The sequence below is a fragment of the Parashewanella hymeniacidonis genome (assembly GCF_016900895.1).
GTDB classification, from domain to species: Bacteria; Pseudomonadota; Gammaproteobacteria; order Enterobacterales; family Shewanellaceae; genus Parashewanella; species Parashewanella hymeniacidonis.
The window spans coordinates 1-18,157 of the sequence record NZ_JAFEUN010000060.1; the positions used below are offsets into that span (position 1 = coordinate 1).

General features: G+C 40.2%; 24 protein-coding genes. 17 read left to right on the top strand and 7 right to left on the bottom strand.

All coding sequences use genetic code 11. The annotated features are described in order from the left end of the window. Positions 1 to 331 (bottom strand): hypothetical protein (locus tag JQC92_RS12750; RefSeq protein ID WP_205000017.1); only part of this gene is annotated, 331 nt, incomplete at its 3' end. A 142-nt stretch (positions 332 to 473) separates the two neighbouring features. Between JQC92_RS12750 and JQC92_RS12755 the strand changes: the two genes are divergently transcribed. From JQC92_RS12755 to JQC92_RS12800, 10 genes are all read left to right on the top strand, one after another. After that, positions 474 to 749, top strand: a complete 276-nt coding sequence (locus tag JQC92_RS12755; RefSeq protein ID WP_205000018.1) for an EexN family lipoprotein — start codon at positions 474 to 476, stop codon at positions 747 to 749. Between the two features lie 252 nt (positions 750 to 1,001). After that, a complete protein-coding gene (locus tag JQC92_RS12760) occupies positions 1,002 to 2,018 on the top strand; it encodes a TrbL/VirB6 family protein (protein WP_205000019.1) in 1,017 nt (338 codons plus the stop codon). Continuing rightward, positions 2,015 to 2,158: a hypothetical protein gene (locus JQC92_RS12765; protein ID WP_205000020.1), complete on the top strand. Its 144-nt coding sequence runs from the start codon at positions 2,015 to 2,017 to the stop codon at positions 2,156 to 2,158. The genes JQC92_RS12760 and JQC92_RS12765 overlap by 4 nt, the downstream gene beginning before the upstream one ends. Continuing rightward, the gene (locus JQC92_RS12770; protein WP_239480548.1) at positions 2,151 to 2,876 is read left to right on the top strand and encodes a VirB8 family type IV secretion system protein; all 726 of its coding nucleotides are present in this window, start codon (positions 2,151 to 2,153) and stop codon (positions 2,874 to 2,876) included. Before JQC92_RS12765 ends, JQC92_RS12770 begins: the two co-directional genes overlap by 8 nt. Further along, positions 2,877 to 3,773 (top strand): P-type conjugative transfer protein VirB9, encoded by an 897-nt coding sequence (virB9, locus tag JQC92_RS12775; protein ID WP_205000022.1) that lies wholly within the window; start codon positions 2,877 to 2,879, stop codon positions 3,771 to 3,773. 19 nt (positions 3,774 to 3,792) lie between these two features. After that, on the top strand, positions 3,793 to 4,920 hold the full coding sequence (virB10, locus tag JQC92_RS12780) for a type IV secretion system protein VirB10 (RefSeq protein ID WP_205000023.1): 1,128 nt from the start codon (positions 3,793 to 3,795) through the stop codon (positions 4,918 to 4,920). Continuing rightward, on the top strand, positions 4,898 to 5,917 hold the full coding sequence (virB11, locus tag JQC92_RS12785) for a P-type DNA transfer ATPase VirB11 (protein ID WP_205000024.1): 1,020 nt from the start codon (positions 4,898 to 4,900) through the stop codon (positions 5,915 to 5,917). The genes virB10 and virB11 overlap by 23 nt, the downstream gene beginning before the upstream one ends. A gap of 120 nt (positions 5,918 to 6,037) precedes the next feature. Beyond that, positions 6,038 to 7,828: a type IV secretory system conjugative DNA transfer family protein gene (locus tag JQC92_RS12790; protein ID WP_338049513.1), complete on the top strand. Its 1,791-nt coding sequence runs from the start codon at positions 6,038 to 6,040 to the stop codon at positions 7,826 to 7,828. 11 nt (positions 7,829 to 7,839) lie between these two features. Then, positions 7,840 to 7,986: a hypothetical protein gene (locus JQC92_RS12795; RefSeq protein WP_205000026.1), complete on the top strand. Its 147-nt coding sequence runs from the start codon at positions 7,840 to 7,842 to the stop codon at positions 7,984 to 7,986. Positions 7,987 to 7,989: 3 nt separating this feature from the next. Continuing rightward, positions 7,990 to 8,988 carry an ArdC family protein gene (locus JQC92_RS12800; protein ID WP_205000027.1) on the top strand — a complete coding sequence of 333 codons (999 nt, stop codon included), beginning with the start codon at positions 7,990 to 7,992 and terminating at the stop codon, positions 8,986 to 8,988. A gap of 66 nt (positions 8,989 to 9,054) precedes the next feature. Here JQC92_RS12800 and JQC92_RS12805 read toward each other — a convergent pair whose 3' ends face one another. Further along, positions 9,055 to 9,582, bottom strand: coding sequence for a hypothetical protein (locus tag JQC92_RS12805; RefSeq protein ID WP_205000028.1), 528 nt, complete (start codon positions 9,580 to 9,582; stop codon positions 9,055 to 9,057). Positions 9,583 to 9,740: 158 nt separating this feature from the next. Between JQC92_RS12805 and JQC92_RS22625 the strand changes: the two genes are divergently transcribed. Both JQC92_RS22625 and JQC92_RS22630 read left to right on the top strand, forming a co-directional pair. Further along, on the top strand, positions 9,741 to 9,899 hold the full coding sequence (locus tag JQC92_RS22625; protein ID WP_239480549.1) for a zincin-like metallopeptidase domain-containing protein: 159 nt from the start codon (positions 9,741 to 9,743) through the stop codon (positions 9,897 to 9,899). 30 nt (positions 9,900 to 9,929) lie between these two features. Then, positions 9,930 to 10,127, top strand: coding sequence for a hypothetical protein (locus JQC92_RS22630; protein ID WP_239480550.1), 198 nt, complete (start codon positions 9,930 to 9,932; stop codon positions 10,125 to 10,127). A gap of 64 nt (positions 10,128 to 10,191) precedes the next feature. Here JQC92_RS22630 and JQC92_RS12815 read toward each other — a convergent pair whose 3' ends face one another. The 4 genes from JQC92_RS12815 to JQC92_RS12830 form a co-directional block, all read right to left on the bottom strand. Next, positions 10,192 to 11,019 (bottom strand): hypothetical protein, encoded by an 828-nt coding sequence (locus tag JQC92_RS12815; RefSeq protein ID WP_205000029.1) that lies wholly within the window; start codon positions 11,017 to 11,019, stop codon positions 10,192 to 10,194. 224 nt (positions 11,020 to 11,243) lie between these two features. After that, positions 11,244 to 11,876 (bottom strand): relaxase/mobilization nuclease domain-containing protein, encoded by a 633-nt coding sequence (locus JQC92_RS12820; RefSeq protein WP_205000030.1) that lies wholly within the window; start codon positions 11,874 to 11,876, stop codon positions 11,244 to 11,246. After that, on the bottom strand, positions 11,860 to 12,387 hold the full coding sequence (gene mobC / locus JQC92_RS12825) for a plasmid mobilization relaxosome protein MobC (RefSeq protein WP_205000031.1): 528 nt from the start codon (positions 12,385 to 12,387) through the stop codon (positions 11,860 to 11,862). Before mobC ends, JQC92_RS12820 begins: the two co-directional genes overlap by 17 nt. A gap of 174 nt (positions 12,388 to 12,561) precedes the next feature. Next, positions 12,562 to 13,560, bottom strand: a complete 999-nt coding sequence (locus JQC92_RS12830) for a hypothetical protein (RefSeq protein ID WP_205000032.1) — start codon at positions 13,558 to 13,560, stop codon at positions 12,562 to 12,564. Between the two features lie 80 nt (positions 13,561 to 13,640). Here JQC92_RS12830 and JQC92_RS12835 point away from each other — a divergent pair, with 80 nt between their 5' ends. The 5 genes from JQC92_RS12835 (at position 13,641) to JQC92_RS12855 (ending at position 17,585) form a co-directional block, all read left to right on the top strand. After that, a complete protein-coding gene (locus JQC92_RS12835; protein ID WP_205000033.1) occupies positions 13,641 to 13,955 on the top strand; it encodes a hypothetical protein in 315 nt (104 codons plus the stop codon). A 152-nt stretch (positions 13,956 to 14,107) separates the two neighbouring features. After that, positions 14,108 to 15,952, top strand: coding sequence for a hypothetical protein (locus JQC92_RS12840; RefSeq protein WP_205000034.1), 1,845 nt, complete (start codon positions 14,108 to 14,110; stop codon positions 15,950 to 15,952). 30 nt (positions 15,953 to 15,982) lie between these two features. Continuing rightward, the gene (locus tag JQC92_RS12845) at positions 15,983 to 16,306 is read left to right on the top strand and encodes a heavy metal-binding domain-containing protein (RefSeq protein ID WP_205000035.1); all 324 of its coding nucleotides are present in this window, start codon (positions 15,983 to 15,985) and stop codon (positions 16,304 to 16,306) included. A 22-nt stretch (positions 16,307 to 16,328) separates the two neighbouring features. After that, the gene (locus JQC92_RS12850; protein ID WP_205000036.1) at positions 16,329 to 17,102 is read left to right on the top strand and encodes a nuclease-related domain-containing protein; all 774 of its coding nucleotides are present in this window, start codon (positions 16,329 to 16,331) and stop codon (positions 17,100 to 17,102) included. Between the two features lie 42 nt (positions 17,103 to 17,144). Continuing rightward, a complete protein-coding gene (locus JQC92_RS12855) occupies positions 17,145 to 17,585 on the top strand; it encodes a GNAT family N-acetyltransferase (RefSeq protein WP_205000037.1) in 441 nt (146 codons plus the stop codon). A gap of 53 nt (positions 17,586 to 17,638) precedes the next feature. Here JQC92_RS12855 and JQC92_RS12860 read toward each other — a convergent pair whose 3' ends face one another. Continuing rightward, the gene (locus tag JQC92_RS12860) at positions 17,639 to 18,055 is read right to left on the bottom strand and encodes a helix-turn-helix domain-containing protein (protein WP_239480551.1); all 417 of its coding nucleotides are present in this window, start codon (positions 18,053 to 18,055) and stop codon (positions 17,639 to 17,641) included. Positions 18,056 to 18,157 lie beyond the last annotated feature (102 nt).

Consider the following 18,157-nt stretch of genomic DNA (forward strand, 5'->3'; position numbering starts at 1 on the left):
CAATGAATTGAGCGTTTGATGGAATACGACCTTCTGGCTCTATGACTTTTTCATTATGAATTTGCAGATTAGAGGTTTTACTGCGCTTTCCTTTTCGTTTGCCAGACTTGCCTTTGTTAGAGCCGTTTCCATCGTTGTCAGGGTCTGTATTATCGTCCATACCACTGGGTTTGAACTTGGGTTTCTTTTTCTGATTTTTAAGCTCTTTGATTTCATCCTCTAGAATTTGAACACGCTCAGAAAGCTCTACAATAATTTGCTGTAGAGCTTCGACAACAGGACGACATTCAGGACAAACTGAATCAGATAAATCAGGAATCTTTAGCTTCAAAACCAAGTGGAATGATTAAATTTGGTGAAAGTATGAAGCTTTAGAATAAGCAGTCAAATTGATCGCAAGATCGTTACAAAATCTTACAGTTTGGTGACTCACCACAACTTATTGAGTAGTTACGATAAATAGAGGTATCTGCATGAAAGTATCAAGTATTGTTTTAGTTTCAATTGCTGCTTTAGTGATGACGGCTTGCTCAAAACCTGAGCAGAAAGTAGACCAAGGACATACGGTGTCTTGGTTTCTCAAACACAATGAAATATTGGATCAGACTTTAAAGCTCTGTAGTGATGATCCCGCTAAATACAACCAAGAACCTGATTGTATCAATGCACTGCATGCGGCGAATCAGCGTTCTGCTGGCGAGCTGCATCCTATTGATTGGAATAAAGAGGAGAATCCCCGTGCTCAGTGATAGTTCAATATTTCAGCAATAATTAATTGTCTTTAAGGCAAGGCGCTTTTTCGCAGTAATAAATATCTATTTCAAGAGGAAGCAACGCTGGATGAATGACAATTAAACTCGCACTTCGTGGATGCTTCAGCACTGATTTTTCTGTGTTGTAAAAGCTTGAATTAGCCCACTAGTTCTTCACTTTAACGCCTTGAAAAATCAAGCGCTGAAACATCCTGAAACTTGAACTATCACCGAGTACGGGGATTAAGTATGGCCGCCAAAAGTAATCTCTACCAAGGGATCTTTCATTTGGTTGATCAGGCGTTAAGCAATTATGTTCAGCAAGGCTCTGCTCGGTTGATTGACTTTTTGGTTCCTATCTTTACCAGCTTGATGATCATCTGGCTGGCAATTTGGGGCTACGCCATGATGACAGGGCGCAGCGAACAACCTTTGCAAGAAGGCTTTTTTAGAATATTACGAGTCGGATTTATTCTCACGTTGGGATTAACCGTTGGTCGCTACAACCAAACTGTCGTTAGCTTTCTTGGTGAAACACCACAAACGTTAGCGTCAATTCTTTCTGGCGACCATGCTATGAATGCCGCAAGTTTGCTGGACAAACTCTTTAGCCAGATTTTTGCTTTGGCTGATAATGCGTGGCGACAAGGTGGAGTCATGAATGGCAATTTCGGCATGTACTTTTTAGCTGTTGCTGTTTTGTTGGTTGGCAGTTGCCTGACTTTAATCGTGGCGTTTTTTATCTTGCTCAGCAAAGTGATGGTCAGTGTGCTTTTGGCAATCGGCCCGGCCTTTTTTGTGCTGCTTTTGTTTCAAGCCACACAACGATTTTTTGAAAGCTGGCTTGGCATGGTCATCAACTTTGGTTTCATTTTACTTCTGGGCGTGGCGTCTGGGCAGTTGATGACTACCGTAGCCTCAAATTACTTAACCCACATCAGCCATAACTCAAACACCATGACGACCTTAAGTGATAGCTCGATGTTATGCATCGTACTTGGCTTGTGCATTTTAGTGATGAAACAAATTCCTGCTATGGCATCGGCTTTAGGTGGTGGTGTTGCCATTGCTGCTAACGGCGCAATTGCTAGCAGTATTCATGCACTGCGCCCAACCAGTTTACGCCATCAATACCGTATGTTACGAAGAGATGTGAACTACACGGGGCAAGCATTAAAAACACCGCTGAAGCCATTGGGGTTGAGTTATCAGGCGTATCAAAAACGCTTTGGTAGTAACAATAATTCTGGGAGGGGAAGATCATGAAATGGTTATCCGCAGTCTGTTTGGTATTGCTGCTCAGCCATTGCAGTAGTGTGCCGAAACCACCGCATTGTCACGATAATGGCAAAGGTTTAAAACCTGTAAATCATGCTCCTTTAAACAAGGATGCAAAGCATGAATAAGGCGCTGTCTGACAAGCAATTGATTAACCAATATCTCGCTGAATCGAGAGAATGGGATGCGGACATCAGCATGCAAATCAAACGCTCAGAAAAGCGTGCTTGGCGTTGTTGTATTTTGTTGACCTTGATAGCGGTGCTGCAAGGTGTTGGCTTACTTTGCTTGTTGCCATTAAAAACTATTGAGCCGTTTGTCATTCGAGTTGATAACAACACTGGTTTAGTTGATGTGGTATCAACACTCGCCAGTCAAGGCCAAGTAAAGGTTAAAGCGCAAGAAGCATTGGATAAATACTGGCTTGGGCAGTATGTACAGCATCGAGAAGCATTCCAATGGCAAACACGAAGTTACGACCGTAAGCTGGTTGCGTTATTGTCAGCAGATAACGTGCAGCAAGATTATGGTGCAGAAACTGATCCTAAATCTTACCCTCAGGCACCGCTGAATCTTTATGGCCAATCGGCTCAAGTGCTTACTCACATTTATGCCATCAGCTTTATTTCAAAAGATAAGGTTGCAGGAGAGCAGCAAACCACGGCACTTGTTCGATACAGCAAACAAATTAAACGAATAGGGGAAGTTCATCCTCTAACTCATTGGGTTGCCACTATCACTTTCGTTTATCGTAATGCGCCAATGTCATTAGAAAATAGAAGGCTTAATCCACTTGGATTTCAAGTTGTGAGTTATCGAAATGACCAAGCAACAGGAGGGGATTAGATGCAGTGTTTTTCTTGCTCTATATCTCGTCGCACTCGTGAAAACGGGTGCCCAGTGCCTTTGGGAGAGATCAAAAAGATAAGTCACTGGATACCCATTTTCATGGGTATGACGGTAATGCTTTGTTGTTTTAATGCATATGCCCTTGAAACACCTCATAGCGGTCATCTTGACAGTCGGGTAAAACACATCAATTACAACCCGCAGCAGGTGGTGAAATTGGTGGGGCATTATGGTTTTTCTACTGATATCGAATTTGGCAAAAACGAGGCGATAACTCAAGTTGCGATGGGCGACAGTGAGGCTTGGACGGTAACGCCTGTTGCTAACCATATTTTCATCAAACCTAAAGCACAAAAAGCGGTAACCAATATGACGGTGTTGACTGGCTCAAATACAGGCAGTCATGTTTACAATTTTGAGCTGAACGCTCATTGGTCACGCAACGGGGCGCATCCGAACCCCAATGATATGATGTTTCAAATTCAGTTTATTTATCCGCATCAAACGCAGCAGTTACAGAGTCATCAAGCTTTAGAAAAGGCAATGAAGGTCAGCTCCAAACCAAAAATAAGCAATCAAAATTATTGGTACAAGGGTAATGAATCATTATTGCCGATAGCAGCGTTTGATGACGGTCTATTCACTTATCTCAAATTCAATCGTAAGCAAGATCTGCCAGCGGTTTATATCGTTAACAGTGATGACAGCGAAAGCTTGGTGAATGCCAATATTAACCCAAAGCAACCAGACACCATAGTCATAAGACGAGTAGTTAAGCAGTTAGTGTTACGGCAAGGTCAGCAAGTGCTGTGCTTGTTTAACCAGTCTTTTAGGGCAGAAGCCGCTGCGCCATACGCTACAACCACAATGCCTAATGTCACTCTCGTCAGTTAAAACCAAAAGGAGGCAAATAATGGACGGCGGTTCAACTCCCAATAGCGAAGCTGAACAGGTGGCAACGGAAGCGGTACCTGAATTAAGTTCGTCATTTAACCGAAATCGTCAGGTTTCAAAAGGTGTTATTGGCGTAATCGTGTTAGTCGTCGTGGTGTTATTGATTGCTATTAATGGCGGCTTTAGTTCGGCGAATAATAACGACAATAAAGTGAAACATCATTACACCATTGCCGACCATTTAGGTGCGCCTCCAGAACTGCCTAAACGTGCTCCATCAACGGCAGAAGAAGATGATAAAACACAAAGTAGCTTAATTCACACCGGACAAATAACCGAGCCACCAAGTTCGCCGCATTTTTCGGTTATCAGTAAAGTAGGCAATCAACCGCAAACTTGGACGCCAGAGCAGCGTAAGCAATTAGATAAAATACTCATCATTAATCGTAATTCGCAATTACCTAAAAACGCCACACTAGCAACACCAACCGCCAGTGAAGGAACCGATAAATTTCAGCAACAATTACAAGCAACAAAACTTACAGGAAGTGTTGCCAGTCGTATTATTGATCCGAATTTGTTCATCACTAAAGGTGCTTTTCTTGACTGCATTTTAGAAACGGCCATCAGCTCCGATGTTGCCGGTATGACCCGTTGCCAGCTGAGCAGAGATATTTATTCCACAAACGGTAAAGTGCTATTACTTGAAAAGGGCAGTCACATTGTCGGCCAATATCAAAGTGGCTTACAGCAAGGTGTGGCTCGAATCTTTGTATTATGGAACCGTATAGAAACACCCAATGGCGTGATTATCGATTTAGATTCGCCGGGAACAGATACTTTGGGGCGCAGTGGTAATAGTGGATATATCGATGGTCATTTTAAACAGCGATTTGGCAGCGCCATTTTGCTTAGTATGATTGGTGATGTTGGTCAGTACGCCGCAAGTAAAGCCAACAGTGGCAATAAAAATCAAATTCAGTTTGGTGACACCATTGGCTCAAGTAAAGATTTAGCCTCAATTGCCTTACAAGATTCAATTCGGATCAAACCTACGTTACTCAAGAATCAAGGTGAGCACATTAATGTCTTTGTCGCCCGTGATTTAGATTTCAGGAGTGTTTATGACTTGCAGCTTAGCCATTGATAATGCGGCTGGGCAAGCGGTCGCACTCAATGAGCATTTAAAGTTACTGTCGACATTTTTAAATATGGATGATGTCACTGAAGTTGTGATCAATCAGCCTTGCGAAGTAATTACGGAATCTAACTCAGGCTGGTTGCATCATCAGTTGCCTGCACTCGATTTTGATTATTGCCAACGGTTAGCAAAATTAATTGCGACTTTTTCAGGGCAAAAGTTAGATGCAGCGCATCCGATTTTGTCGGCAACGTTACCGTTAGGTGAGCGAGTGCAGATTGCCATTTCACCCGTTGCGTTAAAAGGTCGAGTAAGCTTTACTATTCGCAAACCCTCCAAGGTGAATTATTCGTTGGCTGACTATCAGCGCCAAGGCTATTTTTCTGCTTGTCAGCCGTCAGAAAGCGCAAAATCGAATGACAACGAACGCCTACTGGCATTGCAGCATAAAGGTGACATTCATGGTTTATTGTCTCTGGCGATTAAGCTGAGAAAGAACATCATTGTTTCTGGCAGTACAGGCTCAGGCAAAACAACATTCTTTCGTTCTCTACTTCAACAGGTGCCAACAAGCGAACGCTTGATCAGCATTGAGAATGTCGACGAACTTCATCTGTATCGAACCCATCCTAATAGCGTCAGCTTATTTTACTCGGCTGGTAATCAAGGCGTAGCACCCGTTAATCAACAACAGTTGTTGGAATCAAGTTTACGCATGAAACCTGACCGAGTGTTCGTAGCTGAGCTTATTCGTGGTGACGAGGCTTTTTACTTTCTACGCAATATCAATTCAGGACATCCCGGTAGCATTACCACTATGCACGCAGGTAGCCCACAACTGGCGATTGAGCAGTTGGTGTTGTTGCTAAAAGAGAGTCAGGCTGGGAGTTCGTTATCGAGAGAAGACATTAAGCAACTGTTGGTTTTGTGCGTAGATATTATCGTGCAACTCAAAAATGTGGGTGGAAGGCGGTTTGTCAGTGAGGTTTATTATGAAAAATGACCGATGCTCGTCACTCCTGCGAAGGCAGGAGTCTAGCGCCTTTTTCTTTACAAAAGTATTAAAGGCACTGGATACCAGCTTTCACTGGTATGACAGAAAAGGACGTAGAGGTTAACTGTGGTGAGTTCATATTTAAACAAATGGCACTATTTACTATTAATTGCTTTTGCCTTTTTTCTTAGCCTTTGGCTCAGCGGTGCCATTTTTTTGTATTTCGCTCATTTGAACTTTCATAACGCAACACCATTTACGGTCTTTCGATACGCTTACTTTTACGGGCATGGAAAGCAAACTCAATTTTGGCTGGCCTTATCGGTAATCGTTGGCTTTTTACCAATAGCGATTCCTGTCATTGTTAAGTTTAAACCTAAGCGACAGCCACTTTATGGCGAGGCTCGTTTTGCTAATCGTAGTGATATAAAACAAGCAGGACTACTGGCCAATATAGGCATTGTGGTTGGTAAATATCGACGTAAAGAGTTTTTACAGTTTGCAGGGCAACAGCATGTTTTGATGTCGGCACCGACTCGCAGCGGCAAAGGTGTTGGTGTGGTCATCCCCAATCTGCTGACTTGGCAAGATTCAGTTGTGGTGCTGGACATAAAGCAAGAGAACTGGGCGATAACATCAGGTTTTCGGCAAGCACACGGTCAGCCATGTTTTCTGCTTAACCTTGCACCTAGAGATTATAAAAGCCACCGCTGGAATCCTCTGCATTACATTTCATCTGATCCAAGTTTTCGCATCAACGATATTCAGAAAATCGGCCAGATGTTATTCCCCAATATCGACAGTGAATCTCCCGTTTGGCAAGCGTCTTCACGGTCTTTATGGTTAGGTTTAGTGCTGTACCTTATTGAAACACCACCGTTACCTGTGACAATGGGCGAAGTGCTAAGTTTGCTGACCAAAGGCGATGACAATTTAGCTGAACAAGTTGGGTTGCGAGTTGCTTCAAGTCAGCCTTTATCTAACCAGTGCGTTTCAGCATTAAGTGAATATTTAGAAACGCCGGACAGAACCCGTGGCTCGATTCGTAAAAGTTTTTCATCGGCCTTAGAACTGTTTTATAACCCCGTTATTGATGCGGTAACGTCAGATAATGATTTCGACTTGCGAGAACTTCGTCAACGACCAGCCTCAATTTATGTTGGTGTAACACCTGACGACCTGCAACGATTAGCGCCGTTAATCAATTTGTTTTTTCAGCAGCTGATTGATTTGAATACTCGTGAGCTGCCAGAGCAAAACCCAGCCTTAAAGCACCAAGTATTGCTATTGATGGATGAATTTGCAGCAATCGGCAAGATTGATATTTTGAGTCGAGGGATCAGTTATGTAGCAGGTTACGGGCTGCGTTTGCTTACGATTATTCAGTCACCTTCGCAACTGCGTGAGATTTATGGCCATGATGGAGCTGAAACCTTAATTGAAAACCATGCACTGCAAATAGTGTTTGCGCCTAAGAATCCACGGGTAGCGAGAGAGCTTTCTGAGTGTCTTGGTAATAACACCATCAAACAACGCAGTCGCAGCCGACAATTAAGCGGCAAAGGTGGTCGCAGTGAAAACGTCAGTGATCACAATCGCCCATTAATGTTACCGCAAGAAGTTATGCGACTCGGTGCCGATAATGCGCTTATTTTGTTGGAGCATTGCCCGCCTGTTAAGTGCCGTAAAATACGTTGGTATCAGGATCAAGCCTTTCAAAGTCGAGGCCACTATTCTAACCCGCCAACCATTCCTCAAGTGAAACCTAAATTATTGTCGGCTGTTCAAACTAAGCATTCAGCAAAAACTGACGGCGGTGAACAAGCTGAAAACCAAAAGCAAGAATTTGAACCAGCTAAAGCACAATTAAATTCATTGGTTGAGCAGTTTAGTCAATCTGTAGAGCAAGATATCGAATAGGAGAAGCCACCATGATTAACGACGAAATCCTAAAGCTTAACAGCGCAGGTGAATACATAGAAGTAACCGCAGAAGAGGCTGATAAGTTAGGCGCATTTGAAGAAACAGCAATATCAGAGCAGGAAGCCATTGAGTCAACTCAAACAGATGAGGGCTAAATTATGCCTGAAAATAACAAGCTTCCTTATTACCAGCGAATTGCCAATGAATTAATTGAGCAACTCAAAGTTGGTGCTGCACCTTGGCAGGTTCCTTGGAAACCTGGCATACCAAGAATGCCGCATAATCCAATTAGTGGCACCCGCTATAAAGGAGCTAATGCTTTATGGCTTGCGATGCAGGGACGAGGTGATTCACGTTGGATGACCTACAAACAAGCACAAGGTTTAGATGCTCAGGTAAAAAAGGGCGAACGTGGCACGTTGGTTCAATACTGGAAGTTGTTCGATAAGGTGATTAAGAAAGATAGTAACAACAAGCCTATTTTAGACAGTGAAGGTAAGCCAGTTAAAGTCACCATAAAACTGGATAAACCTAAAGTGTTTTCCGCCATTGTGTTCAACGCTGAGCAAATAGACGGACTACTAGAACAAGAAGTCAAAGCCGAACCTGATTGGCAACGGCATCAAAGGGCTGAAAAGCTGATTAATAACTTTGGCGTTCCCGTTCATCACGACCAGTACGACAACGTCTATTACTGCCCATCTACCGACAGCATTCACCTTCCTAAACGAGAGCAATTTGATACCGCAGACAAATTTTACGCCACTATTTTACATGAATGCGGCCACGCCAGCGGCTCAAGTCATCGTTTAGACCGTGACTTAACTGGCCGCTTCGGTGATGAGTCCTACGCAAAAGAAGAACTCAGAGCTGAAATCGCATCCCTGATGTTAGGTGACGAACTGCAAATAGGTCATGACTTCGGCCAACATGCTGCTTACGTCGACCATTGGGTTAAAGTGCTACAAGATGATCCCAAAGAGATTTTACGAGCTTCAAGGGATGCAGAGAAAATCCATGATTATGTCTTGGAGTTTGAGAATGTGAACTCTAAGGTAGTTTCGCAGAATCAGCATCGGGAGAGTGAGCCTAAGAGTTTGGGGGAATTGGCTGAAAGGTTGAGGATTAGGGAGCTAGGGGAAGAGTTGGAGAGATGATATTAGTTTAGTCATAGTTAATGCCTAGAGAGCTCCTAGGCATAACAAAACGGAATACAGAAGAAATTAATCGTAAACCTGATGGTAAGGAGTAGTGTAATCTAGTTCCACTGGACGCATATCTTCAGTTTCACAATCACCATCACGACCGCCTGTAGACTTATCTCCCCAATACAGAGTGCCTTGAACAGCTTCTACAATATCAAAGCAGCCTTTTGAACCTTGCTGTTTATCATAATCGGAGACGTTGTGATAATTATAGGCTTCAATGCCTGCAGAAGTAGTAACTCTTTCACCTAGTGTATACTCGCCTTCTCCCTCAAGAGGATCATCGAATTGATTTGCCGATATTTGCTTACAATCTGGATCATCGTAGCTGTATGCAAAAATCTTATATCGACCATCTTTAAATTCAAATACTTCTAGTAACCCCGGCTCATTGTCTATAGATAGGCATGCTTGCCACTTTGTGTCGTTTAATATATCTGTGCTTGTCTCTGGGGTTGGCTTAGCGGGAGTTGCTGAGTCATTACTGCTTCCACCGCATGCAGATAAAAAACTAACACCAAGCAGTGGAATTATTAACTTCTTCAAAATAATGTCCTTATTTGTTTCTTGAGCAAAACTATTTCTGGACGAGTATAAGTTATTGAGTTTTTATTGTCTGCCAATAGTCTATTAATTCAATTACAATTAGAAAAATTGCTAAATTTAAATGATTGGATACCGCAGACAAATTTTAGGCCACTATTTTGCCTGAATTCGGTCACACCAGTGGCGCAAGTAATCGTTTAGAACGTGACTTAACTGGCCGCTTCGGTGATGAGTCCTACGCAAAAGAAGAACTTAGATCTGAGATCGCTTCACTTATGCTAGGCGATGAATTACAAATCGGTCACGACTATGGTTAACACGCCGCCTACGTCGACCATTGGGTTAAGGTGCTGCAAGACGATCCTAAAGAGATTTTAAGAGCTTCAAGGGATGCAGACAAAATCCACGAATATGTCTTGGAGTTTGAGAAAGAGAATAGCCAAGTGGTTGCTGTTGAGTTGAAACGGGATAGCCAGCCTAAGAGTTTGGGGGAGTTGGCTGAAAGGTTGAGGATTAGGGAGCTAGGGGAAGAGTTGGAGAGGTAGTACAGTACAACTTGTGAGTATGTAGATTGTATGTACTACCAGTGAATCAGATTCTAATAAAAATTTATTTTTTTGACTTTTTCAGTTTTATTTCTACTAAATCAGTAGGCAATGAATATATACCACCTACAGTTCTAATTACTTCACGCTGATTAGTCGTAGGAGCTTTTTCCCCTAGAAGTTCTAGTTTAAACCTTGGACTAACAAAGTCACTGATGAAAGTAATTGGTTGCTCAGTTTTTAATAAGCCTCTTCTATCACTCGAGTAAAGTTTGATGACTTCTTGCATGCCTTGTTCAAAGTTATCAGTCAGCATCTTTAACTCTTCATCGTTAATACCATCAGCAATGTCTGATTTAGGTATTTTCAATTGAGTTTGATACATATACTTCCCAACCCAGTTATTTTTGCTGCCGGGTAATGTTTCAACAAGAATTGCTGAAGCAAATAAAAGCTGTTCACTGTCTGTCTTACTTACATATAAGTAAGGGGTTACTTTTATGGAATCTACAGCATTGGAAGATAGAGAAAAATCATTTTTAACTGAAGCTTTTTTGAATAGAGTTACAGGGCTAAGGTTAATTTTGCCTTTCAATAGCTTAACATCTTCCTCTGTATTTGAATTAATAGCAGCAATATTAGCGGCTACGCCTATTGGCCCTAGAAGAAGACCGACCCCGACACCACCGCCTCCAAAAGTTTGATAATATAAGATATCTTCATCACTATTTATATGCTTGAGAACATGGCTTGTTTCAGCTAGTAAAGGTGATTTATATATTTCATGCTGTACTTTGTTTGTTGATTGAGGAGGAGGACTTTGATATTTGACACTAGCGCAACCTACCGAGAGAAAAGCAAAAACTGTTGCAAATAGAATATTTATTTTCATGATTACTTCCTTTTGTGACTTTTGTTTTAATTTTTTGTTAATTTTATGTTTTATTCTTTGTGTTGTGAAGTAATAACTAAATACTATTTTGGGTACGGCTATTCCCGAAAAAGCACTATCAATAAAATGGCTTAAAAAGATTGGTTTTGCCTACAAGATATAAATTACTTAGGGTGGGAAAAAATCAATTTTACTTTTGAATATACACCTCCTAGCCAAGTTAGTTACCTTTCTTGTTCAGTGCGATAAAAGTAATTTCGGATCTGGATCCACTTTCTCAAACTAGGCGTAGCCTCAGCCGCTATGCCTAACCTCTCCAGTTCACAAGCAAAATGTTCTCGCCAGATTTGAGGCAATCCTTTTTTAACGTGCAAGCGTTTGCCATCAAAGCCTAAGTTTTTGATGGTGAGGTGAACGTGTGGGCTGTCGGTATCGGTATGCAGAGCAAAGACATATTGGTAATTGTCGGCAAAGGTGTTTTTAGCGAAAGCTCTGGCGGCTTGCTTTACCGATTTTGGTTCAGTGCCATTGGGCATGGAAAGTACAATGTGGGTGGTATGGCGAGTATTTGATTTGGTTGAGCTAGTATCGCTGCACCATTGTTTTGCCATTTGATGTAAGTCGTCGGTGTCTTGATAGACTTGTCCAAGTTCATCTTCGACATCAAGCTGGCCGTTGCGACTGATGTATTCAAAATGGCTTTGGATATGCGCCATGTTTTTACAATGACCACTGATTTTAACCATCACTTCAGGTGGCTTTTTATGGTATGAACGAAGCGATTTTATGCGGTTAGATTTGTTTCTAACATCACCAGAAAGTAATCCTGAAATTTGATCGTTAAGAAGCCGTGACATTAGCAATATTCCAGCGGGTACGGTTTTTATCAAGTAGTCGATAAACTTTTTCAGTGTGTTTATCAATTTGCTTACTGAGATTTTCAATCATGTATTTAGTTATCTTATCGCTTTCTCTGAACTCAATGTTCAATACTCTGGCAATTTGGTTGAGATTGCGACCCATAGCAGCAAGTTGACGGTTTGAGTTTCGTAGACAAGCCATTTCATCGGTAGTTAAAATTGGTTCACGATGTAAGTTCGATAATACAGAAGCCGTAACCCAATGAGTTTGGCTGGTATAGCCTTCGGTCTTAGCTCGATAACTGAGCTTTTGCAGATTTTCATTCGACAATCGAATGGTGATTTTGTTGGATTTTATTTCTTTAAAATCATCTAAGCTTGAAGCATCAGGCGCTAATTGATGAATCAGCATCCGTAAGGTATCGGCTTCACTTGAACCTTGATTCAAACAATACTCACGCCAATTTTGCTTTTCAACTTCGGTAAGTATGACTTCAGTTTTAGGCATACTCGTTCTCCTTTCTTAACTGAACAAGCATACCGAAAATTGAAATTTTGAGCCTTGTATATAAAACTCAATTCATACAAATTGAGTGAGATTTTGCTTGTGAAATAGCGTTACTTGCAAATGCCAGCACATTTGCAAGTAAAAGCCATCTTTTTGCGAATCCTGCATTAGAAATTAGAGAGGCTTTTTAGCTTTCGACCTTGCAGCTATACCGTTAGTCATTTCAACAACTGTGTCATTCAAAGAACGCTCATTCTTGATTAAATACGGTTTCCAATACGTCATAACATCAGGAGTGAATTTTTTAAAATAGCCACGATTAAAAATACCGTCGCTGGCGTATTGAGAGTATTCAATACCCGAATCAGCTAATACATCTTCGGTAGTTTTACCTACTATATAAAATAAAATCGGATGCCAGATATCCCGTTCACGCTTCAACCCAATTTTATCGAATTGAGTACGAATAGATTGATGAAGTTTCTTTTCTGCATTTGCGTGAGCAACTTCATGAAAAATCATCTCAAGACTAGCGTTTCCTTTATAACCATCTCGATAGCTGTTTATGAGAGTGTAAGGCCATTCATGTGTAAAAGCGCCATTTCTGTGACCCGGTCGATACACTATATCCACTGGGTGCTGTTTAACTGAAAATAGCGGCATTTCAAACTTGTCTTCCAAGCGAGATTGGATTTTCGAGCCGTACTTGTTCAACTTAGGCACTAATGCATTCAGCCATGTTTTGTTGTATTTATCATGCTGCTTCCACAAGTTGCTTTTATAAATAGGGAATGCTTGATTGAATAGGGCTAAATGTTGTTTATTGCTAAGGGTGATTGCGCTACCTTGTTTGTATTTAGTCAAGGACTTAGATACGTCTTTTAGCGCAGGTAACTTTCGCATTGGTGAGCGACCTTTACCCACAAAATTAGTTTTATAGTAAGCGATGAGAGTTGTTAGATTTTTCTGCTCTTGTTTTGTTAATTCATGCTTCCAACCTTGAGCTTTAATATCCTCCTCAGTGCGAGCCATTTCAAATATAAAGTGGTGGAAGTTAACGGCGGGATTACTGTTAAATTGCAACTGATTCCAGCGACCAATTTCAGCGGCACTGACTGCTGAAGTTAGCACTGATAATACCAATATAAACAGGTGTGAAATTTTTATTTTCATTACTACACATCCAAACTGTGTGTTAAAAAACAGCCAGTAGAGTAGAATGTTAAACCATAGTTTTCAATGAGATTGTACTGATGGGATTTAAAGAAGAGCCTACAGGGTATATCAAAACAGTTGTTTCTGAACTGCAAGGTTCATGGGGGAACCTAAGAGATACAGTTTTAGAACATTTTGGTTTCCCTGATTCTGACCGTTTGATGTTTCATGTTCATGAAGGAATGTCTTGGGAGTCAGTGCGTAATTTAGAAAAGATGAAAGAAGAAATCACATTGATCAAAAATATTGCGAATCAAACAACGGTTCATGAAGATATCAGTTTTTGGATCTCAGATGTTCATGATACTTATCAGCGCACTTTAAGAGCAATTCAAGAAGGTGAAGCTGAGTAAAGTGCTTCTAAGGATTTAGCTGATTTAAATCATTTAAATACAAAAACATCATTGTGAAGGAATGTGATAAAGGTATAGGATAGTTAATGCGCTGATTTTATGGCTGAAATACATTTTAGCCAAATGGAAAAGTTTTACAAGGAAGAAAAATAATGAAGCTTGCCAATATCCTCTCTCTGGTTAATCAAGTAGAAAAGTCCAAGTTTATTAATGCAATAGATCGAATTTGTAATGAAGCGATTAAGCACGATAAAAAGTTGGCTAATCAAGTCAATAAACTTGATGGTCAGATAAAGAATGCATCCAGTAACGATATTATTCAGCTATTTCAGTTAGTATTACCTCACTTCGAAACAGCAGTTCGTGAGCAATTAGCCTTATTAGGAGCTCAGGCAACACTTCTAACTAATATCTTGAGCCGTGATGGGAATTGTGTAGTCAGATCAAACTGGATTGAAAACCTGTATGCAAAAGAATGGAGTGTTATTAATAAGAGAGCAAAAGAACTCAAGCCATTAATGGAGGCTGGCGAACATGAAGATTCGTTTTCTGATGGGAAACGGTTAAGTATCTATTATTCGTGCTTGAGTGAGGCTTACATTAATGATCACCGTATTAACAGAGAAGCAAAGATCACTGATGATGAAAGAGGGATTTTAAATGTTCTCGCCAAGAAGCTTGATATCACTGCCGATGATCAAGCATCCATAGAACACTTGATTGACGAGGTTCCAAAGTCAGGAGTTCAGGATGCATTAAATGCTTTAAGAGAAATAGGCTTGTTGTTTGTTAGTAGAAAAAGGCAAACCGTTTACGTTGCTGATGAAATAGTCTCTTTATTGAACCGAATACAAGACAAGGAACTTGCTGACAAACACTTACTGAGAGTACTGAGAACATTTAGTGATGCTGAGCTTTCCAATATCCTTAAGAACCACCGAAAAAAAATTCGTGGTGTTGATAGGAAAGAAAAAATAGAAAATATCTTAAAGTTGGGACTTTCTGCGTCACAAATTATAAAAACTGATTTATACAGTGAGAATGCAAACCAAAATGAACGAAAAGACCGATTAAAACAGTTGATTCAAGATCTAGATTTAGGGGCAGGAAAACTTGGTACAACTCTTGATGAGCGCTCTCAAATAATCATTGACTCTTTAAACTCATGTACTGATGAAGAGTTCAATATGCTAAGTGCAACCGGATTCAAAGAGCTGTTTTCCACACTTCAAAATCATTTTTCATCTTTATCTAAAGTACTAAAGGCAGAGTTTGAGCTTGAAGAGCAAGAAGAAATAGATGTTGAAAAGTTAAGAGCATTAAGCATAACGCCTCATGATATTTTATTCATGTTGAGTAATGATGAAATAAAGTCAGTTATTGAAAGTATGAAATTGAGCAAAAGAGGTAATACTCGATTAAATATTTTAAATTGCTTCGCTGATGCTACCGACAGACTTATTGAAAATTATGGTTCACTCGCTCGAAGGGATTTAGCACAACTAAAAAGTGAAAATGTTGAAATATCCGAAGCTGATATAGGAATTAAGTTCGAAGAAGTAACAAAAGCAATCTTTGAGCAATTAGGATTGGATATCGATGAAGACTTAAGGAAGGCAATCAACACATCCAAAGATAAAGCTGACATTATTGTTTCTTTAACTGAAGATGACGTAATTATTGGTGAAGCAAAGACTTGTAAGAACGGTGATTTTGCCAAGTATTCCACAACATCTAGACAAGTAAAGGCTTATGCAACTCGATGTGAAAATGTTGGAAAGAGAGTGGCGCAAGTATTAATAGTTGCGCCAAGTTTTTCAGATGACTTTGTTGAATCTGCTGAAATGGACACTGAAGTAAATATTTCACTACTTGAAGCAGATGGATTAAAGATGATCCTAGATGCTTTTAAAGCAAGACGTAACCCTAAATTCTCAGGAAAATTATTCACTAAAGGTGGGTTGTTGAAAGCTGAATTGATTGCAAAGAATATATAAGTCGCTGATTTGAAATATGAGGAAGTAAAAATGATTATAACAACAACAGAAACTGTCCCAAATAAAGAAGTCGAAGAAGTATTAGGTGTTGTGACTGGTAATATTGTTCAGTCAAAGCATATTGGTCGTGATGTCATGGCCGGATTGAAAACCATTGTTGGTGGTGAAATCCGTGGTTATACGGAAATGCTTACTGAGTCTAGAAATATTGCTATTGAACGTATTACTGCCGCAGCACAAGAAAAAGGAGCTGATGCTGTAGTTGGTATGCGATTCACCACAAGTTCAGTGATGGAACGTTCTGCTGAAATAATGGTGTTTGGCACTGCTGTGAAACTAAAAGATAAAGAATAAAGTGCTTTGGGGCTGTAGTTAAATGGATTTATCTGTCTACCTAGATATGGTTTACGGTACGCTTTGGTATCTGATCCCGTTCTTCATTGTTATAACCGTTATCAAATCGGCTTGGTTTAAAGGTGTATTCGGTGAATGGCAAGTTAATTTACTGATCAAGCTGTTCCTGAATAAAGCCGATTATCACCTCATCAAAAATGTGACTTTACCGACGGCTGATGGCACAACTCAGATAGATCATATTATCGTGTCTAAATACGGCATTTTTGTAGTTGAAACCAAAAACATGAAAGGTTGGATTTTTGGTAGTGCTAGCCAGAAAGTTTGGACGCAAAAGATCTTTAAACACACATCTAAATTTCAGAATCCACTTCATCAAAATTATAAGCATGTTAAAACGCTCCAATCTTGTTTAGGGATTGTAGGCGACAATGTTTTCTCCGTAATCATTTTTATTAGAGATAGTCACTTTAAAACAGAGATGCCCGATAATGTGCAATATGCCAGAGGTGGTATTGAGTACATCAAAAGTAAAACCAGCGAATTGCTTACTGAAAGTGAAATTTCATCTTGCCTTGAGCGAATAGAGTCAGGTCGTTTACAGCCAAGTTTTAAAACTAATTCAGAACATAAAAAGCATGTTAAAGAAATTATGAAGCAGAAAGTTTCGACGAAAACATGCTCCAAATGCGGTTCTGAAATGGTAAGGCGCAAAGCGAACAAAGGTATGAATGCAGGCAACGAGTTTTGGGGATGCGCTTCTTTTCCAAAATGTAGAAATGTTGTTTCTTGCTGATTCGAATTAGTAGTAAAAATAAGAATACAGGGACAGATATTTTTGAAAACTTCACTTCAACCAATCACTAAACAAAACTACGAAGCTGTATGTGAACTTGACGTGACCGATGAGCAAGAAGAGTATGTTGCTTGTAATATGTGGTCAATTGTTGAGTCTCAATTTAACGAAGGTTACGAAACAAGAGCGATATATAGCGATTCAGAGCCAGTAGGTTTCTTTATGTGGGTTAAAAAGCCTTCTCACAAAGTTTCTATCTGGCGCTTTATGATTGACAAAAACCACCAAGCAAAGGGGATTGGGCGCAAAGCACTTGAGCTTGCCTTGTGTGAAATAAAGCAGGATTCAAATATTAGAGTGATTGAGATTTGTTATAACCCAAGTAACCCTGTTGCTAAAAACTTCTATTCTACTTTTGGCTTCAATGAAATTGGAATGGATGACGATAACGAAGATATGCTTGCGGTGATTGAATTAGGCTGATGTATATAAAAATATCAGCCTATGATATTTATTAACTTAACGTGCTAATTTGCCTACCAATACCCTTTATTGTCAATATAAGCAGTGAGCTTTAAGTTCAAATAAGCTCCTAGAAACGCTATCGGAGTAGTGACCTCTAAGTTCTGAAATCCTAGCCAAGAACCGATGCCGAAAACCAAAAGAATGTATTCATATGCAATGGCATGTGAACGCTTTCTTATACAGAGTAAAGCAGCCCGAATATACCAAGGTTCTGCTTGCCATTCTCTACTATTTTTATCTAACACAATAATTTCCTCCGTGAGTTTTGAAATATCGACTTCAAAAACGGAGGAGAGAGACTTAAGTGTTTCTAGGCTAGCTCTGTTACCAGCTTCAACACGTTGGATGGTTCTTAAGCTAAGGCCTGCTAATTGGGCTAATTGCTCTTGTGACCAATTTTTATTTTCCCTTAATTTTTTAACAATCATTTTGTTTCCTCCTCCGATTTGAGGAAATTATTGCGTTATATAGGCTGTTGTCGGTGACGACATATAGCCGCCAACGATATGACAGCAGCTGTTTTTTAGTTC

Bases quoted from the DNA above. Each gene is read 5' to 3' on its own strand.
- JQC92_RS12755 (WP_205000018.1), top strand. From the start codon at position 474: ATGAAAGTATCAAGTATTGTTTTAGTTTCAATTGCTGCTTTAGTGATG.
- JQC92_RS12760 (WP_205000019.1), top strand. From the start codon at position 1,002: ATGGCCGCCAAAAGTAATCTCTACCAAGGGATCTTTCATTTGGTTGAT.
- JQC92_RS12765 (WP_205000020.1), top strand. From the start codon at position 2,015: ATGAAATGGTTATCCGCAGTCTGTTTGGTATTGCTGCTCAGCCATTGC.
- JQC92_RS12770 (WP_239480548.1), top strand. From the start codon at position 2,151: ATGAATAAGGCGCTGTCTGACAAGCAATTGATTAACCAATATCTCGCT.
- virB9 (WP_205000022.1), top strand. From the start codon at position 2,877: ATGCAGTGTTTTTCTTGCTCTATATCTCGTCGCACTCGTGAAAACGGG.
- virB10 (WP_205000023.1), top strand. From the start codon at position 3,793: ATGGACGGCGGTTCAACTCCCAATAGCGAAGCTGAACAGGTGGCAACG.
- virB11 (WP_205000024.1), top strand. From the start codon at position 4,898: ATGACTTGCAGCTTAGCCATTGATAATGCGGCTGGGCAAGCGGTCGCA.
- JQC92_RS12795 (WP_205000026.1), top strand. From the start codon at position 7,840: ATGATTAACGACGAAATCCTAAAGCTTAACAGCGCAGGTGAATACATA.
- JQC92_RS12800 (WP_205000027.1), top strand. From the start codon at position 7,990: ATGCCTGAAAATAACAAGCTTCCTTATTACCAGCGAATTGCCAATGAA.
- JQC92_RS12815 (WP_205000029.1), bottom strand. From the start codon at position 11,019: ATGAAAATAAATATTCTATTTGCAACAGTTTTTGCTTTTCTCTCGGTA.
- JQC92_RS12820 (WP_205000030.1), bottom strand. From the start codon at position 11,876: ATGTCACGGCTTCTTAACGATCAAATTTCAGGATTACTTTCTGGTGAT.
- mobC (WP_205000031.1), bottom strand. From the start codon at position 12,387: ATGCCTAAAACTGAAGTCATACTTACCGAAGTTGAAAAGCAAAATTGG.
- JQC92_RS12830 (WP_205000032.1), bottom strand. From the start codon at position 13,560: ATGAAAATAAAAATTTCACACCTGTTTATATTGGTATTATCAGTGCTA.
- JQC92_RS12835 (WP_205000033.1), top strand. From the start codon at position 13,641: ATGGGATTTAAAGAAGAGCCTACAGGGTATATCAAAACAGTTGTTTCT.
- JQC92_RS12840 (WP_205000034.1), top strand. From the start codon at position 14,108: ATGAAGCTTGCCAATATCCTCTCTCTGGTTAATCAAGTAGAAAAGTCC.
- JQC92_RS12845 (WP_205000035.1), top strand. From the start codon at position 15,983: ATGATTATAACAACAACAGAAACTGTCCCAAATAAAGAAGTCGAAGAA.
- JQC92_RS12850 (WP_205000036.1), top strand. From the start codon at position 16,329: ATGGATTTATCTGTCTACCTAGATATGGTTTACGGTACGCTTTGGTAT.
- JQC92_RS12860 (WP_239480551.1), bottom strand. From the start codon at position 18,055: ATGATTGTTAAAAAATTAAGGGAAAATAAAAATTGGTCACAAGAGCAA.